The sequence below is a fragment of the Curtobacterium sp. L1-20 genome, from assembly GCF_048755855.1.
Taxonomy (GTDB): domain Bacteria; phylum Actinomycetota; class Actinomycetes; order Actinomycetales; family Microbacteriaceae; genus Curtobacterium.
In genome coordinates this window covers 858,459-874,517 of sequence record NZ_CP151473.1, presented here as the reverse complement: position 1 = coordinate 874,517, position 16,059 = coordinate 858,459, and the positions used below count along the sequence as shown (strand labels likewise).

Genomic DNA, 16,059 nt, shown 5'->3' with positions numbered 1-16,059 from the left:
CCACGCGCCTCCCGTCCGTCGGACCGTCGGGTCCCCGACCCTCCGGCGGCTCAGTCCTCCACGGACCGGCGCCGGCGCCGGAGCACCAGCAGGCCGGCGCCCGCCGCGAGGAGCAGCAGGGCCGCGACCCCGCCGGGGACGACGAGCTCGGTGCCGGTGAAGGCGAGTCGTCGGCCGTCCGGCGTCGTCACGACCACGCCACCGCGCGGACCCGGCGCGGCGACCACCCCGGCGACGGCCGGCACGCGCACCGACAGCTCCGCGGTGGACCGGCTGCCGTCCGCGTCCGCCACCGAGTAGGTGACCCTCGCGGTGCCGGCGAAGGCCGCGTCCGGCGTGAAGGTGACCGCGCCGTCCGTGCCCACCCGGAAGGTGCCCGTCCCGGCGATCGTCACCGTGTTGGCGAACTCGCCCGTCCGCGGGTCGACCAGGCGGACGGACCCGGCGTCGAGCGCCGTGGAGCCGGAGCTGTCGTTGCCGGCCACCGGGACGGTGACGGCCGTGCCCGGCGTGGTGGTGCTGCGGTCGTCGACGGCGGTCGGCGGGGTGCCGACCGTCACCGTGAGGGTGGAGCGGGTCGTGCTCCCGTCGACGTCGGCGACGGAGTACGGCACGGCGACCGTCCCCGAGAAGCCCGGCGCCGGCGTGAACGTGATCCGCCCGGTCACCGGGTCGACCGTCATCGTGCCCTTCCCGGGCATGGTGGTGCTGGTCACCCAGGCACCGCTGCGGTCCAGCAGCCGGACCGACCGCGGGTCGAGCGGCGTGGCGGCGTCACCGGAGGCGTCGTCGTCGAGCGGGTCGATCGTGACCGGCGTGCGCGTCGCGGTCGTCACCCGGTCCGGACGGGCCGTCGGCGCGACCGGCGTGACGGTGACGGTGACGGTCGCCGTCGCCGTCGTCCCGCCGACGTCCGACACCCGGTAGGTGACGGGCGCGGTCGTCCCGGTCCACCCGCGCTGCGGGGTGAACAGGACCGTGCCGGTCGTCCGCTCGATCCGGTAGGTGCCCGCGCCGGGCACCGCCAGGGTCTTCCCCGCGTCGGTCACGACGGCACCGGTCGGCTGCCCCGTCGTGGTGAACACCACGGACGTCCGGTCGAGCGGCGTGCCGCCGCGGACGCCCGCGGTGTCGTTGGCGAGCAGGTCGAGGCGGACCGGGGTGTTCTGCTGCGTGGAGCGTGCGTCCGCGACGGCGTGCGGCCCGACCGCGGCCACCGTCACGGTGACGGTCGAGGTCGAGGACGCGCCGTCGACGTCCGACACCCGGTAGGTGACGGGGCCGGCGGTGCCGCGGAACGCGGGGGACGGCGTGCAGGTGACCACGCCGGTCGTCGTGTCGACGGTCCAGACACCCTGGCCGGGGACCGTGAGCGTCCGGCCGTCGGTGGACACGGTCGCCCGAGCCGGCTGTCCGGCGGCCGGGAAGACCACCGACGTCGGGTCGAGCGGCGTCCGGTCGTTGCCGGGACGGTCGTCGCCGATCGGTGCGATCCGCACCGCGGTGCCCTGCGTCGTGGTCGCCGTGTTCGGGGTCGCGGTCGGGACGACACCGGTGACGGTCACGGTGACCGTCGCCGTGGCAGCGGCACCGCCGGTGTCGCGCACCTGGTAGGTCACCGGCTTCGTGGTCCCGGTGAACCCGTCGGACGGCGCGAACGTCACCGCGCCGGTGGTCGCGTCGACCGTGAAGGTGCCCTGCTCGGGGATCGTGAGGGTCAGCGTCCGGCCGCGGTCGGCGACGACCGCACCGTCCGGCTGCCCGCCCACCGGGAAGCGCACGCTCGCGGGGACGAGGGCCGTGCCGCCGTCGACGCCCGGAGCGTCGTTGGCCGTGAGGGACATCGTCACCGGGGTGTTCTGCTGCGTCCGGGCGGTGTCGTCGACGGCCCGCGGGGCGACCGGCACGACGGTGACGACGAGGGACGCGGAGGTGCGCGCGCCGTCCACGTCGGACACCTGGTAGGTGATCGGCGACGCGTCGCCGCGGAAGGCCGGCACCGGTGCGACGGTGACCGCACCGGTCGACGGGTCCACCGTGTACGTGGCCTCGCCGGGGACGGTGAGGGAGCGGTGGTCGTCGGAGACGGCCGCGCCGGACGGCTGGCCGTCGGTCGGGAAGACGACGGTCGTCACGTCGATCGGTGTCCGGTCGTTGCCACCGCGGTCGTTGCCCGTCACGGTGGTCGTCACCGGGGAACCCTGTCGCGTCGACACGGCGTCGTCCGCCGCCTTCGGGGTCACCGCGGTCACGGTCACGACGATGGTGCCCGTGCCCGTCTGCCCGCCGCGGTCCGCGACCTGGTACGTCACCGGGGTGGTGTCCCCGGCGGCTCCCCGCGCCGGGGCGAACGTGACCACACCGGTGGCGGGGTCGGCCGACCAGGTGCCCTGACCGGGCACCGTCAGCGTCCGTCCGCCGTCCGCGACGGTCGCGCCGGCCGGCTGTCCTGCTGCCGGGAACACGACGGTGGTCGGGTCGATCGGCGTGCCGCCGGCGACACCGGGACGGTCGTCCGCGGTCACGTCGACCGGGACGGGCGTGTTCTGCCCGGTGGTGGCGGTGTCGTCGGCGACCTCCGGTCCGACCGGCGTGACCGTCACGGTGACCGTGGCGACCGAGGTCGCCCCGTCGCTGTCCGAGACGGCGTAGGTGACCGGCGTCGCGTCACCGCGGAAGGCGGGGTCGGGCTCGACGGTGATCGCACCCGTCGACGGATCGATCGTCCAGACGCCCTGTCCGGGCACGGTGAGCGTCCGGCCGCCGTCCGAGACGGTCGCGTCCGCCGGCTGCCCGGGCGTGGTGAACGTCACCGACGTCGGGTCGATCGGCGTCTGCGCGTTGCCGGCGGCGTCGTTCGCGAGGACGTCGATCGTCCTGGTCCCGCCCTGCACGGTCGTGGCCCTGTCCGGCGCCGCGGTGGGCGCGACGGTGTTCACCGTGACGGCGATCGTCGCGGTGCTCGTCAGGGCGCCGGTGTCGGACACCCGGTACGTGACCGGGGGGACGTCACCGGCGGAGCCGCGCTCGGGCGTGAAGGTCACCCGGCCGGTGGTCGCGTCGGCGGTGAAGGTCCCCCGGCCCGGCACCGTCACGCTCCGACCGTCCGCGGCGACCGTCGCGCCGGTGGGCTGCCCCGTCGGCGGGAAGACGACGGAGGTCGGGTCGAGCGGCGTCCCGCCCTCGACGCCCGGGGCGTCGTTCGCGGTGACGTCGACCGTCACCGGGACGTTCTGCCAGGTCGTCGCGATGTCGTCGGACGCCTTCGGGCCCACGGCCCGCACGGACGCGGTGACCGTCGCGGTGGAGGGGGTGCCGTCGGCGTCGGACACCTGGTAGGTGACCGGGGCCGCGTCACCACGCAGCGCCGGGTCCGGCGTGAAGGTCACGACACCGGTGGTGCGGTCGGCCGTCCAGGTGCCCTGCCCCGGCACCGTCAGCGTGCGGCCGGCGTCCGTGACGGTGGCACCCGTCGGCTGCCCCGCTGCCGGGAACACGACCGACGTGGGGTCCATCGTGCCGCGGTCGTTGCGGATCACGTCGACGTCGACGGCCGTCCCCTGGTCGGTGGAGACCGCGTCCGCGGCGGCGGCACCGGCGTACGTGACGCTGAGGGTGGCCGAACCCTGCTTGCCGCGGGTGTCGGTCACCGCGTAGCGGACGGGGGTCGGGTTGCCGGTGAGCTGCGGGTCCGGGGTGAAGGTCACGGCGCCCGTGGTCGCGTCGACGCGGTACACGCCCTGCCCGGCGACGGTGAGGGTGCGGCCGTCGGCGCTGAGCGAGGTCCCCGGCGTCGCGGGGTCGACGAGACGGACGGACGTGGCGTCGAGGTCACCCGTGTCGTTCGCCAGGACGTCCACCGTCACCGGCTGCCCGGGCTGGTTGCCGCGCGAGGCGTCGTCGGTCACGGTCGGGCCCGCGATCGGGTTCGCGAAGGTGCACACGACGTCGCTGCCGTTCGTGCTCGGCACGGAGAAGTCCGCCGTCGAGCCGGTCCCCTTCGTGACCACGGTGCCGGAGGTCGCGTCGGTGCAGGTGTACGTCGTCGCGTAGTCGGACGCCTTCGTGGTGCTGTTCGCCGGCGTCTGGGTCACGGTGTACGTCTGACCCGGCAGCAGGATGATCGGTCCGGCGGTCGCCGACGTGCCGGTCCCGGTCGTCGAGGCGGTCGCCGGGGTCGACACGTCGCCGCCCCCGACGGAGACCGTGAACTGGTCGTCCGCGTCCTTGCGTCCCTCGGGCAGCGAGGTCGTCGCCTGTCCGGTGGACGGGTACTGCCGCGTGCCCATGTCCGTCAGGGTCAGCGACGGGGTGTGCCGGTCGACGATGGCGCCGGTCACCGGGTTGACCTTGAGGAAGCCGTTCGTCCCGCTCCCCGCGATGTACAGGTAGCCGTCGTCCGCGAACGCGAGCGACGTCAGCGCTGCCGGCGGTGCGATCGCCGGGCCGACGGCCGTCGCGGTCGCCGAGGCCGTGCCGAGCGCGGCGGCGTCCACGCGGTAGACCTGCGCGGTGCCGGCGCTGCTCGAGATGAAGTACATGTTGCCGAGCCGGTCGAAGGCGAGGTCGCCGTTCGTCCCGGGCGGGGTGGGCGCGGTCACCGTCGTCGCGGTGCCCGCGATGGTGTTCGACGTCGGGTCGTAGCTCGTGAAGCTGAACTGGTTGCCCGAGCCCGTCACGAACCCGCCGAACCAGTACTTGCCCGTCCGCGGGTCGACGCCGCCCATCTGGGTCGCGACGGTCGCGCCCGTGGAGCGTGCGGTGCGCTCCCACGTCCCGGTGGACGCCGTGTACTCGAAGACGTTCGTGCCGTTCGTCATGAACAGCTGGTCGCCGTCGTTCGAGAAGCCGAGCTGGTTCAGGCCGGTCGCCCCGGTCGGCTCCGACAGGACCGTGGTCGCCGTGCCGGTGCTCCGGTCGACGGCGACGATGTTCGACGAGTTCGACACCGTGCCGTAGATCGCGGTGGTGAGGAACGGCGACGCGGCCGAGGCGGTCTGCGGCAGGAGGACCGCCGACGAACCGCCGATGAGGGCCACGACGGCGAGGCTGGCGAGGGTCAGGAGGCGCGGGCGTGAGGGACGCGCGCGGTGCGATGCGGGCACGACGAATGCCTTTCGGGAGACATGGTCACGGCGCCGGGGTGAGCGCCGGGGTCCACGGCGCCAGGGGGAGCGCCGGGGGCTTCACAGCGGACACGAATGTAACGGCGGGGAGACCCGCGCAGGGACCGTTTCCCGAACGGGGGGCGGGGTACTCCCCGGAACTCCGCGGTGCCCGTCCCGAACTGGGGGCGTCCTCCGGGCGCCGGAACGGCGGCCGGTTGCGACCGCACGGGGCACGCCCCGACGCGAGCGGGGTGCCTCAGGACCGCGCGGCGGGACGCGACCGGACGTGGGCCCGCTCGCCCTGCGGCCCGTACAGGCACAGCACCTCGGTGACCTGGTCGGTCACATTGCCGACCCAGTGCGGGGTGCGGGTGTCGAACTCCGCGACCTCGCCGGGCCCGAGGTCGAGGTCGTGCTCGCCGAGCACCAAGCGGAGCCGACCGGACAGGACGTAGAGCCACTCGTAGCCCTCGTGCGTCTGCAGGGTCGGCTCACCGCCCGGCGATCCCGGCGGGATGAGCTGCTTGAAGGACCGGACGCCTCCGGTGCGCTTCGTGAGGGGGATGACGACCCGCTCGCCGTGCCGCTCCGCCTTCAGGTGCACGCGAGGATCGCCGGTCGGTGGCGCTCCCACCAGGTCGTCGAGCGGCACCTGGTGCGCCCGCGCCAGGGGCAGCAGGAGTTCGAGCGTCGGCTTGCGCTGGCCCGATTCGAGGCGGGACAGGGTCGACACCGAGATCCCGGTCTCCGCCGCGAGCCCGGCGAGCGTGACCTGTCGGTGCAGACGCAGCGCGCGGAGACGCGGGCCGACCGCGTCCACCACCTGCGCCGTCGTCCGCGCGGTGATCCGTCCCTCCCGGTCGTGTGTCACGGTGTCCATGTTGCCAGACCGGCAAGGAACGTTGCCAGGGAGCGCGGGTCGCCGCACGATGAGCGCATGTACGACACCACTGACGTCCTGGTCATCGGAGGCGGCGCAGCCGGCCTCTCCGCCGCGCTCGTCCTCGGGCGCTCCCGGCGCTCCGTCCTCGTCGTCGACGCGGGCGAACCGCGCAACGGCGCTGCCGCCGGCGTCCACAACTACCTGGGTCGGGAAGGCACAGACCCGCGCGGACTCGCCCGCATCGGTCGCGACGAGGTCGCGCAGTACGGCGTCCGGTTCGCGTCCGGGAGGATCGTGGACGCGTCCGCCGGGCCCGTCACGGCCGACGACCCGGTCGGCTTCACCGCCACCCTCGACTCCGGCGGGACCGTCGCGGCCCGGCGCGTCGTGGTCGCCTCCGGCGCCCGGGACGTCCTGCCGGACGTACCGGGACTGGCCGCACAGTGGGGTCGCGGCGTCGTGCACTGCCCGTTCTGCCACGGGTGGGAGGTCCGCGACCGCCGGATCGGCGTGCTCGTGACGACGCCGTTCGGCGCCCACCAGGCACTGATGTGGCGGGCGGTGAGTGCCCACGTGACGGTGTTCGTGACCGATCCCGCACTCGTGGGCGAGCGCGACCTCGCCGGGTTCCGCGCACACGGCATCGACGTCGTCCGCGGGCCGGTGCGCGAGGTGCTGTCGGACGGCGACGTGCTGACGGGCGTGGTGCTGGCCGACGGCTCGACGGTGCCGCTGGACGCGCTGGCGGCAGCGAGCACGGCCGAGGCGCGGGTCACGGGCCTGGCGGGACTGGGGCTCGTCGCCGCGGACCAGACCGTGGGCGACGTCCGCATCGGCAGCGCGCTCCCCGTCGGCCCGACGGGTGCGACGGACGTCCCCGGTGTCTGGGCAGCGGGCAACGTGGCGGCGCCGATGGCGACGGTCATCGTCTCGGCGGCCGCCGGGACCACCGCGGGCGCCGCCGTGCACGGGGACCTGGTCCAGGCGGACCTGGTGGCCGCACTGGCGCGGGCGGACGCGCGGACCCCGGCCGGTCAGTCCACGCGGTAGCCGGCCTGGGCCGCCAGGAGCGGGGCGAGCGTGACGAGCTGGTCGGCGCCGATCGTCGCCCCGCGCATCCCCTCGAGCCGCTCGACCCGGTCGAGGTCGGCCCCACGCAGGTCGACGTGGTCGATCCGGGTGTTCGACCCCTCGACGGCCCGGATCCGAGTGCCGTCGAAGGACACCCGCAGCAGTCGGGCGTCGGCGACGTCGAGCTCGTCGATGACGCAGTCGCGGAACACGACGTCGGTCACCGTCGCCCCGCGCAGGTTCACGAAGCCGAGCTTCATGCCGGTGAACTCGACACCGTTCAACGTCGCGTCGTAGAGCTCCGCGGAGCCGACGCGACCGCCCGCGATCCGGACCTCGCGCCAGGTGCTGCTCGACGCCCGGAGGACGGGTGCGTCGAGCACCTCGACGACCGAGTCGCGCACACGCAGGCCGCGCAGGTCGGCGGCGTCCGCCCGGAGCGTGCCGACGACGCTCTCCTCGATCTCGAGGTCGGGCAGGCGCTCCCCGGCGAGGTCGAACACGTCGATGCGCTTGCCCTCGACGCGGTCGCCGGTGAGGACGTCGCCGGGGCCGGGCGTCCAGTCGTCGAGGTCGGCGGGTTCGGTCAGGGTGATGCGGGGGGCGTCGGTGCCGGAGGAACGGGCCATGCGGCCAGTCTGCCGGTGACCGCCGACCTCGTCGTCACGCCGGGGGCCGGGTCAGCACGCTGTCGAGTCGGTAGTCCTTCGACGGGCCGTGGGCCTGCCAGCGCACGGTCCACCGTCGTTCGTCGCCGTCGACGGTGCCGCGGTAGTCGTCCGGCGAGCAGGCGTGGGCGACGGTCGCACCCCACACCCAGTCGTGGAACACCCGACCGTCGGCGAAGTGCACGGTCCACGCGTCGGGACCGCCGTCGGCGTTCCGCCGGACGACGAGGGTCCGCGACACCGGGGTGGTCCGGCCGTCGAGGACCATGGTCCCCGCCTCGTCCCAGCGGACCTCGTCCGGGCCGACGGCCGTCAGCGTCGTGGTCCCCGTCACGTGTCCCCGGACCCCGGCGAGCCGGTCGTCGACGGTGCGGCGGAGGTCCCACGCCCCCAGCAGGTCCGTCGGCAGCAGCACCGTCCCAGGCTACCCGCGCGGCGGCGACGCGCCGGCGCCCGCGCGGCGGCTCCGCACCGGCGACGCCGACGGTCGGGCGGCACCGGCGGACCCACCGCCCGAGCTGCGCGCCGTCAGCCGTGCAGCGGCCCGGATGCCGGGACGCGGGCGCCGTCGGCGAACCCGGACACGAGCTCGCGCAACGCCTCCTCGGCGGTGTGCCGCGCCTCCCACCCGAGCTCGGCCCGCGCCTTGTCGACGCGCATGATCGGCACGCCCGCAGCGATGTCGACCCACCCGGCGTCGGTCGGCTGCAGGCGCAGCCGCCAGGTCAGCGTGACGATCCCACGGATCAGCCGGAGCGGCACCCGGACCGCGCCGAGCATGCCGAAGGCCCTCGCCATGCGCGGCGGGTTGAGCACCGGCGCGGCGGCGATGTTGAAGGCGCCGCCGGCCCGCCGGTCGACCGCACGCCAGAAGGCGTCCGCGACGTCGTCGGCGTGCACGGCCTGGAAGACGAACGGCAACGGCAGCGGCAGGACCGCCCACCGGATCCAGCGGACGATCGACATCGGCACGAACGGCCCGAGGAAGAGCCCGCGGATCTCTGCCGCGGCACCGCGCTGGAAGATCAGCCCGGGGCGCAGGCGCGTCACGACGACGTCGGGGTGCCGTTCGGCGAACGCGTCCATCGCGGCCTCGTTCGCGGCCTTGTGGATCGAGTAGGTCGCGGTGGGGATGCCCGTCGCCGGCCACGTCTCGTCGACCGGGGTGCGCTTGCCGTCGACGTCGACGCCGCGGTAGGTGCCGACCGAGGACGCGACGACCACCTGCGGCACGCCGGCGCGGGCGACCGCCTCCAGCACGTTCGCCGTGCCGGTGACGTTCGTCCGGTGCTGCGCGGGGATGTCGTGCGTCGGCTGGAGCGCCCACGCGAGGTGCACGACGGCGTCGGCTCCGGCGAACACGGCGGTGAGGTCCTCGACGGCCGACCGACCCCCCACGTCGACGGCGCGCCAGGACGCGACGTCGTACGGGGCCACGCGGGCGTCGGGGAGCCGCCGGGCGACCCCGACGACCTCGAGTCCGTCCTCGTCGCCGGCGCGGCCGTCCCCGCTCAGGCGGGCCTCCGCCAACCGACGGAGGACCGCCGTGCCGACGTTGCCGGTCGCGCCGACGACGACGACCCGCATCAGGCGGCGGCCAGTGCCGGGTCGAGGACGACCTTGATGCAGCCGTCCTCCTTCTTCTGGAAGACCTCGTACATGTGCGGAGCGTCCTCGAGCGACACCCGGTGGGTGGTGAGGTCGAGCGTGCCGAGCGGGTCCGACGGGTCGGACACGAGCGGCATGATGTCGTCGACCCAGCGGCGGACGTTGCACTGCCCCTCGCGGATCGTGATCTGCTTGTCGAACAGCGTCATCATCGGCATCGGGTCGGCCATGCCGCCGTAGACACCGCTGAGCGACACCGTGCCGCCGCGACGGACCAGGTCGATCGCCGTGTGCACGGCGTCGAGCCGGTCGACACCCGCGGTCTCGATCGCCTTCTGGGCGAGCTTGTCGGGGAGCAGCCCCGCGGCGCGCTGGGCGAACCCGGCGACGGGGTTGCCGTGCGCCTCCATGCCGACACCGTCGACGACGGCGTCCGGGCCGCGGCCGTCGGTCAGGTCGACGAGCTCGGACACCAGGTCCTTCGACAGGTCGAACGTCTCGATGTCGTACTTCGCGGCGAGGTCACGACGGACCTGCTCCGGCTCGACGGCGAGGACGCGGTAGCCGAGGTGCTTGCCGATGCGGGCGGCGAACTGCCCGACGGGGCCGAGGCCGAGCACGGCGAGCGTGCCACCCTCGGGGACGTCGGCGTACTGCACGGCCTGCCACGCGGTCGGCAGGATGTCGCTCATGAACAGCCAGCGGTCGTCGGGGGTGCCGTCGTCCGGGATCACGATGGGGCCGTAGTCGGCGTGCGGCACCCGCAGGTACTCGGCCTGGCCGCCGGGGACCTGGCCGTACATCTTCGTGTACCCGAAGAGCGCGGCACCGCTGCCGTACTCCGTGACCTGCGTCGTCTCGCACTGCGACTGCAGGCCCCGCTGGCACATGTAGCAGTGCCCGCAGGAGATGTTGAAGGGGACGACGACGCGGTCGCCGACCTTGAGGTTCGTGACGGCGGAACCGACCTCCTCGACGACGCCCATCGGCTCGTGCCCGAGGACGTCGCCCTTGTCGATGTACGGGCCGAGGACCCGGTACAGGTGCAGGTCGGAGCCGCAGATCGCCGTGGAGGTGATCCGCACGATCGCGTCGGTCGGCTCCTGGATGGTCGGGTCGGGGACGGTCTCGACGGACACCTTCTCGGTGCCCTGCCAGGTCAGTGCGCGCACGTCGCGTTCCTCTCGTGGTCGCTTCGGGTCGGCCGGGAGGCGCGACCCGCTTCACCCTCGTCGGTACGCCCCCGCACCGTGGTGCGTTCCCAGCCCCACCGTCCCGGTGCGCTCCGTGGCGGACGTGACGCGCGCCTCCCGGACCGCTCTGCTCGACGGGCCGCTGGTCACGCCACCGGGTCGTCGAGGACGGCTGCGAGTACGCGCTCGTGGTCGGCACGTGCCCCGGGGCCGGCGCTGCCGGCCAGCATGACGAGCGCCTTCCACAGCGCCCAGCAGCGGCCGCGCGACCACGTGTCGGCGTCGAACCCGACGCGCTCGCGGAAGACCTGGCGCGCGTCCGGCTCGAGGGACGTCCAGGCGAGCACGAGGTCGCACGCCGGGTCCCCGACACCGCACGTCCCGAAGTCGATGACGGCGCCGAGCCGCCCCTGCGCGTCGACGAGCAGGTTGCCGGGGGCGACGTCGCCGTGGAACCAGACGCCCGGCCGCCGCCACGTCGTCGCGGTGCCCGCGGCCCAGACGCGTCCGCACGCCACCTGGTCGACGCTGCCACCCAGGACCGCGAGTGCGTCGGCGACCTGATCGGCGTAGTGGGAGGGGTGCGCTCCCCGGTGGAACGAGTGCGCACCCGGCGCCGGACCGTCCTGTGGCGGGATGCCCCGGAGCTGGCGGAGCACGGCGCCGACGTCGGCGGCGAACCGCACGGTGTCCAGTCCCACGGCGAGCGCCGCGGGTGTCCCGTCGATCCACCGGCGGACCGACCACGGGAACGGGTACCCCTCCGCCGGTCGCCCGAGGCCGACCGGCTCCGGCACGGCGACGCCGAGCCCCCGTGCCAGCCAGGGCAGCACCGCCTGCTCCTTCTCGACCGCGGCGACGTAGCCGGCGGCGCTCGGCAGGCGGACGGACAGCGCGTCACCGAGGCGGAACGTGCGGTTGTCCCACCCCTGGTGGTCGACCGGCCGCACCGGCAGGTGCGCCCACTGCGGGAACCGCCCGGCGACGAGCCGACGGACCAGTGCGGCGTCGATGGTCGGCACTCCGTCGGACATGCACCGAGGTTAGGCTCCGGGCATGGCCACCGTCACCGAGCTCCTCACTGCGAACCTCCACGACGTCTTCGGCAACGCGGACGCCGCAGCCCGCCGCAGCGCGATCGAGCGCACCTACGCGTCCGACGTCGTGTTCACCGACCCGGAGGGCACCGTCGTCGGGTGGGACGCCCTCGAGCAGAAGGCCGCCGGGCTCCTCGCGTCCGCGCCCGCCGGTTCGCAGTTCGTCGAGGAGGGACGGCGGTACGTCTCCGAGACCCACGGCGTGCTCGCCTGGGGGTTCGGTCCGGTCGGCTCCCCGGTGGTGCGGGGCGTCGACGTGGTCGAGGTGCGGGACGGCGTCGTCGTCGCGCTCACGACCGTGCTGGCGGAGTCCGACCCGGCGTAGTCCCGGGGCGGGGGTCCCGCTCCGGTCAGCCGCGCAGCCGGTCGCGGTCCGCCGGCGGCAGGTGCTCGGTCGCGGTCCGTCGCGCTGCCGGCGTGAGGAAGCGGCCGCTCTGCTCGAGGAACGCGACGAGCGCGCTTTCGGACGCGCGCTTGCCGGTCTCGCGGAGCACCCAGCCGACGGCGGACTGCACGGTCTCGGTGCGCTCCCGCACGAGCCGCCCCGCGATGGCGAGCGGCACCTCGGCGTCGCCCTGCTTCGCGAACGCCAGGGTCGCCACCACGGCGATCCGGCGCACCATCGCCACGTCCGACTTCACGAGTGCGAACAGCGGCCCCGTCGACCCGCCGACGAGCGGCGCCCCGACGAGCTCCTCGGCGGCCAGGTCGACGAGCACGGTGTCGTCGAACCGCTCCGCCTTCGCCGCCGAGAGGTACTCGTCGGTCAGCTCCGGGTCGGGCCGCTCCCGCATCGCCTGCACGAGCAGCAGGACGGCGACGAGCCGGGCACCGGGGTCCTCGCTCCAGAGCAGCGCGGAGCGCTCGCCCTCGTCGAGGTCGGCGAACTGCCGGGCGACGCGACGCGCAGCCGGCACGTCGCCGGGCGTCCGGGCGAACGCGGCGAGGACCGCCTCCGCGTCGTCGGCACCCGCTCTGCGCCTCACGCGACCTCCCCGGCTGCCGCCTCGGCGCGGGGCGCCCGCCGTCGCCCGCGGACCAGGACGATGACGGCCACGGCGACCAGGAAGCCCGCGAACAGCCAGGTACCGACCTGGGGGTCGACGAGCCGCGCGATCCACGCCCCGGCCGGCGAACAGACCGCCGCGGCGACGCCGACGGTCAGTCCGGCACGGAGGTCCACGGCACGTCGACGGAGGTTGGCGACGGTGCCGGACACCGACGTCGGCACCATCGTGAGGAGCGACGTGCCCTTGGCGAGCAGGTCGCCCGCGCCGAGCACGACCTCGAGCCCCGGCACGATGACGACCCCGCCGCCCACGCCGACGAGCCCGGACAGCACGCCCGACAGCAGACCGAGCAGCAGCAGGACGAGCGCCTCGACGACGCCGAAGTGCACCTCGCCGCCGCGGGTCGGCACCGTCGTCACGAGCGAGACGAGGACGACCGCGATGAAGCCGACGAAGATCCACGGCAGGACCCGCAGCGGCAGTGCGCGCAGGAGCCGCGCGCCGATCGGGGCGCCGGTGACGCTGCCGACCGCGAGCGTGAGTGCCGCGAGCCAGTGCACCTCGCCCTGCACCGCGTAGGTGACCGCGCCGACGACCGCCGCGGGGGCGATCGCCACGAGGGACGTCGCCGACGCCCGCCGCTGGTCGAGGTGTGCGAACGCCATCAGGGCGGGGACGACGACCACGCCGCCCCCGACACCGAACAGACCGGAGAGGAGCCCCGCGACGACGCCGATCGCCACCAGCACGATGCCCTGTCCGCGACGCTCTTCCATCCCGTCCAGGCTAGCCGGGTGTGCCGCGGCGACCGCTCACGAGCAGTAGTCGATCACCGGCTCGCTCGTGCTGCTGACGGTCACCCGCGACACCCGCTCGACCCCGTCGGCCACCTGGAAGACGATGTACCGGTCACCGGACGCGATGGCCCACGTGGTGTCGAGCGTGCCACCGACGGCACCCTGACGCGTCTGCGCGAGTCCCGGGTAGGCGGCCCGGAGTTCGTCGAGGGTGCTGCCGAGGCCGACACCTTCGCCCGTCGTCGGCCCCAGCTGCCGGGCCGGAGCGCCGTCCTGCCCCTGCAGCTCGATGATGACCGTGCCGACCGTGCCGCCGGTGGTGAGCTCGACCACGCGTGCACCTCCGGTCCCCTCCCAGATCCGGGCGTCGGTGTTCGGGCACCCGTACGGGTAGATCACGGTGCCGGTGTCGTCGACCAGCGCCGCCGCGGGGGTGAAGCCCGCGCGGAGGGCTGCGTCGTCGGCACCGGCGGGGCTGCCGAGGGTCGCCGGGCCCACGCCGTCAGCGGAGACCGTCCACGTGGACCAGTCCGCCGCCGCGTACGGTGGTGCGGTCAGGGTCGGTGTGGGGATCGGCGTGGGGTCGTCCACGACAGGCGCCGACGACGGGGTGACGGTACGGCTCGGCGCACTCGTGGCGCTGGCGGTCGGCTCCGGTGCCGGGCTCGGGGCAGTCGGGATCAGGCCGAGGGCCACACCACCACCGGCGGTGCCGACGGCGAGCAGGGCGATGACGGTGAGCACGATGCCGGTCCGGCGCGTACGGCGCCTCCGCGGTGCGGCGCGCTCCAGCACGTTCTGCTTCATCGTGACGAGCATGCGCTGCAGGTCGTCTCCGATCGGGGGCTCGGAGTTCATCGCTGCACCTCCTTCGTCGCGCGGGGGCCTCGACGAGGCGCGCGCCCTCCGGGCCGGAGGCCGAGCGACTCCGCGGCCTCGGTCCACGTGCGGCCCTCGACGAGGCAGAGCTCGACGAGCCGACGATCGGTGGCAGGGAGCGGGAGCAGGTCGTCGTGCACCCACCGCAGCGGTTCCCCGCCGGCGACGTCCGCGCCGCGCGGCCCGGCGTACGACCGGCAGACCGCGAGCAGCCACGGGAGCAGCGAACCGGTCGGCAGGACGAGCCCGTCGGCGTGCTTCCACAGCGACAGGAAGGCCTCCTGGACGACGTGCTCGACGTCCTCCGGGGTCGCGGTGACCGCCCATGCGTAGCGCGTCAGCACCGGCGCGAACCGCTCGAACGCGGTCGCCAGTGCAGTCGTGTCCCCACGCACCATCCGGCGCACGAGGACCGAGTCGTCGTCGGTCACGGCACTCCCTCCACCCTGGCAATGTCGTGCCGACGACGATCCTGACACCGAGCGGAGGACTTCCTGTCGTCCGGCGTCGACCGCAGCCGAGGACTGCCACCGCGGCGGCCGGACCGGCTCAGCGGAAGTGCAGCACCTTCAGGGGGTCGACGAGCGTGCCGCCCTGCCGGACCTCGACGTGCACGTGCGGGCCGGTCGACTGGCCGGTGTTCCCCGAGCGCGCGATCTCGTTGCCCTTGGTCACGATCTGCCCCGTCTTGACCTCGATCTTGCTGAGGTGCGCGGTGAGCACCGTCGTCATGCCGTAGGTCACGACGACGTAGTTGCCGTAGGACGCATTGTTGGCGACGGTGCTCGTGACCGTGCCGGCGCCCGAGGCGTAGACGGGCGTGCCGACCGGTGCCGGCGAGTCCGTGCCCTGGTGGTAGCGCGGGACGTGCCCGGCGCCGCGGTCGTCGCCGTAGCGACCGGTGATCTTGGTGCTCGCGACCGGCCACAGCAGGCCGGTGACGGCGCGGGTGGACCAGACGCGAGTGTCGGCCTTGCCGTAGAGCACGACGTTGCCGTCGACCTGGACCATCAGCTGACCGCCGCCCGCCCGGCTCGTCGCGGTCGACCAGAGCGCCTTCTTCGCCGCGCTGTACACGACGAGGTTGCCGTCGGTCTGCACCGCGGCGTAGGCGTTCTTGTTGCCGGCGGTCTTCGAGGCCCAGATCTGCTTGCCGTCGACGACCTGCACGAGGACCCCGTCGGCGCGCATGGTCAGCGTCCGCGAGTTGGTGCGGTCGGACCGCAGGACGGTGCCGGGCAGCAGGACGTTGCCCGCGCTGACGCTGGCCTGGTACGTCGGGAACTCAACGACGCTGTGGTTCGCGGTGTTGATCATCCGCATCGTGCCGTCGGGCCGGACGCCGAAGTTGCGACCGACCTGGCCGGGGCCGCCCCAGAGCGCGACGCGGACGTTGTTGTACACGATGGCGAGCGTGCCGTTGGCGCGGACCTGGGCGAACGCACCGGGCCGGCCGGAGGTGTTCGACGACCAGAGAACCGTGCGGCCGATGCCGTACTCGACGAGGTTGCCGTCACCCTGCATGACGAGCTGGAACTGGCCGTTGTTCGAGGTGACCGAGTCGCCGGGCCAGAGCGTCTTCCCGGCCGCGACGGTGCCGGTGTAGACGATCGGAGCGGCGGATGCGGGTGCGGCGGTGCCGACGAGTCCCGCGGCGACGGCGGCGAGTGCGACGACGCCGGCGACCAGTCGCGCGCGGACCGGACGAGGGCGTGCCGTGGACGTGGAGGAGCTGCGCATGATTT

Annotated in this window: 14 protein-coding genes; 2 read left to right on the top strand and 12 right to left on the bottom strand. The window is 74.3% G+C overall.

Annotated features, from left to right (window positions below):
• Window positions 1-50: 50 nt before the first annotated feature.
• A complete protein-coding gene (locus tag AAEP86_RS05670; RefSeq protein WP_420369567.1) occupies window positions 51-5,105 on the bottom strand; it encodes a beta strand repeat-containing protein in 5,055 nt (1,684 codons plus the stop codon).
• 259 nt (window positions 5,106-5,364) lie between these two features.
• Window positions 5,365-5,979: a helix-turn-helix domain-containing protein gene (locus tag AAEP86_RS05665; protein ID WP_420369566.1), complete on the bottom strand. Its 615-nt coding sequence runs from the start codon at window positions 5,977-5,979 to the stop codon at window positions 5,365-5,367.
• A 66-nt stretch (window positions 5,980-6,045) separates the two neighbouring features.
• Between AAEP86_RS05665 and AAEP86_RS05660 the strand changes: the two genes are divergently transcribed.
• The gene (locus tag AAEP86_RS05660) at window positions 6,046-7,041 is read left to right on the top strand and encodes an NAD(P)/FAD-dependent oxidoreductase (RefSeq protein ID WP_420369565.1); all 996 of its coding nucleotides are present in this window, start codon (window positions 6,046-6,048) and stop codon (window positions 7,039-7,041) included.
• Here the strand turns inward: AAEP86_RS05660 and AAEP86_RS05655 are convergent.
• The 5 genes from AAEP86_RS05655 to AAEP86_RS05635 form a co-directional block, all read right to left on the bottom strand.
• Window positions 7,026-7,691 (bottom strand): pentapeptide repeat-containing protein, encoded by a 666-nt coding sequence (locus AAEP86_RS05655; protein WP_420369564.1) that lies wholly within the window; start codon window positions 7,689-7,691, stop codon window positions 7,026-7,028. The genes AAEP86_RS05660 and AAEP86_RS05655 overlap by 16 nt on opposite strands.
• 34 nt (window positions 7,692-7,725) lie before the next feature.
• Complete coding sequence (locus tag AAEP86_RS05650; protein ID WP_420369563.1) at window positions 7,726-8,145, bottom strand: DUF6314 family protein; 420 nt, start codon at window positions 8,143-8,145, stop codon at window positions 7,726-7,728.
• Window positions 8,146-8,258: 113 nt separating this feature from the next.
• Window positions 8,259-9,317, bottom strand: coding sequence for an NAD-dependent epimerase/dehydratase family protein (locus AAEP86_RS05645; protein ID WP_420369562.1), 1,059 nt, complete (start codon window positions 9,315-9,317; stop codon window positions 8,259-8,261).
• Window positions 9,317-10,510, bottom strand: coding sequence for a zinc-dependent alcohol dehydrogenase (locus AAEP86_RS05640; RefSeq protein WP_420369561.1), 1,194 nt, complete (start codon window positions 10,508-10,510; stop codon window positions 9,317-9,319). Before AAEP86_RS05640 ends, AAEP86_RS05645 begins: the two co-directional genes overlap by 1 nt.
• Before the next feature lie 167 nt (window positions 10,511-10,677).
• Window positions 10,678-11,565 carry an aminoglycoside phosphotransferase family protein gene (locus AAEP86_RS05635; RefSeq protein ID WP_420369560.1) on the bottom strand — a complete coding sequence of 296 codons (888 nt, stop codon included), beginning with the start codon at window positions 11,563-11,565 and terminating at the stop codon, window positions 10,678-10,680.
• Window positions 11,566-11,587: 22 nt separating this feature from the next.
• Between AAEP86_RS05635 and AAEP86_RS05630 the strand changes: the two genes are divergently transcribed.
• Window positions 11,588-11,953, top strand: coding sequence for a nuclear transport factor 2 family protein (locus AAEP86_RS05630; RefSeq protein ID WP_420369559.1), 366 nt, complete (start codon window positions 11,588-11,590; stop codon window positions 11,951-11,953).
• A 25-nt stretch (window positions 11,954-11,978) separates the two neighbouring features.
• Here the strand turns inward: AAEP86_RS05630 and AAEP86_RS05625 are convergent, their stop codons facing one another.
• From AAEP86_RS05625 to AAEP86_RS05605, 5 genes are all read right to left on the bottom strand, one after another.
• Window positions 11,979-12,614, bottom strand: a complete 636-nt coding sequence (locus AAEP86_RS05625; RefSeq protein ID WP_420369558.1) for a DNA alkylation repair protein — start codon at window positions 12,612-12,614, stop codon at window positions 11,979-11,981.
• Complete coding sequence (locus AAEP86_RS05620) at window positions 12,611-13,414, bottom strand: TSUP family transporter (RefSeq protein ID WP_420369557.1); 804 nt, start codon at window positions 13,412-13,414, stop codon at window positions 12,611-12,613. The genes AAEP86_RS05625 and AAEP86_RS05620 overlap by 4 nt, the downstream gene beginning before the upstream one ends.
• 36 nt (window positions 13,415-13,450) lie before the next feature.
• Window positions 13,451-14,293: a hypothetical protein gene (locus tag AAEP86_RS05615; RefSeq protein WP_420369556.1), complete on the bottom strand. Its 843-nt coding sequence runs from the start codon at window positions 14,291-14,293 to the stop codon at window positions 13,451-13,453.
• Window positions 14,290-14,745, bottom strand: coding sequence for an RNA polymerase sigma factor (locus AAEP86_RS05610; RefSeq protein WP_420369555.1), 456 nt, complete (start codon window positions 14,743-14,745; stop codon window positions 14,290-14,292). The genes AAEP86_RS05615 and AAEP86_RS05610 overlap by 4 nt, the downstream gene beginning before the upstream one ends.
• A 118-nt stretch (window positions 14,746-14,863) precedes the next feature.
• Window positions 14,864-16,054 carry a peptidoglycan DD-metalloendopeptidase family protein gene (locus AAEP86_RS05605; protein WP_420369554.1) on the bottom strand — a complete coding sequence of 397 codons (1,191 nt, stop codon included), beginning with the start codon at window positions 16,052-16,054 and terminating at the stop codon, window positions 14,864-14,866.
• Window positions 16,055-16,059: the final 5 nt, after the last annotated feature.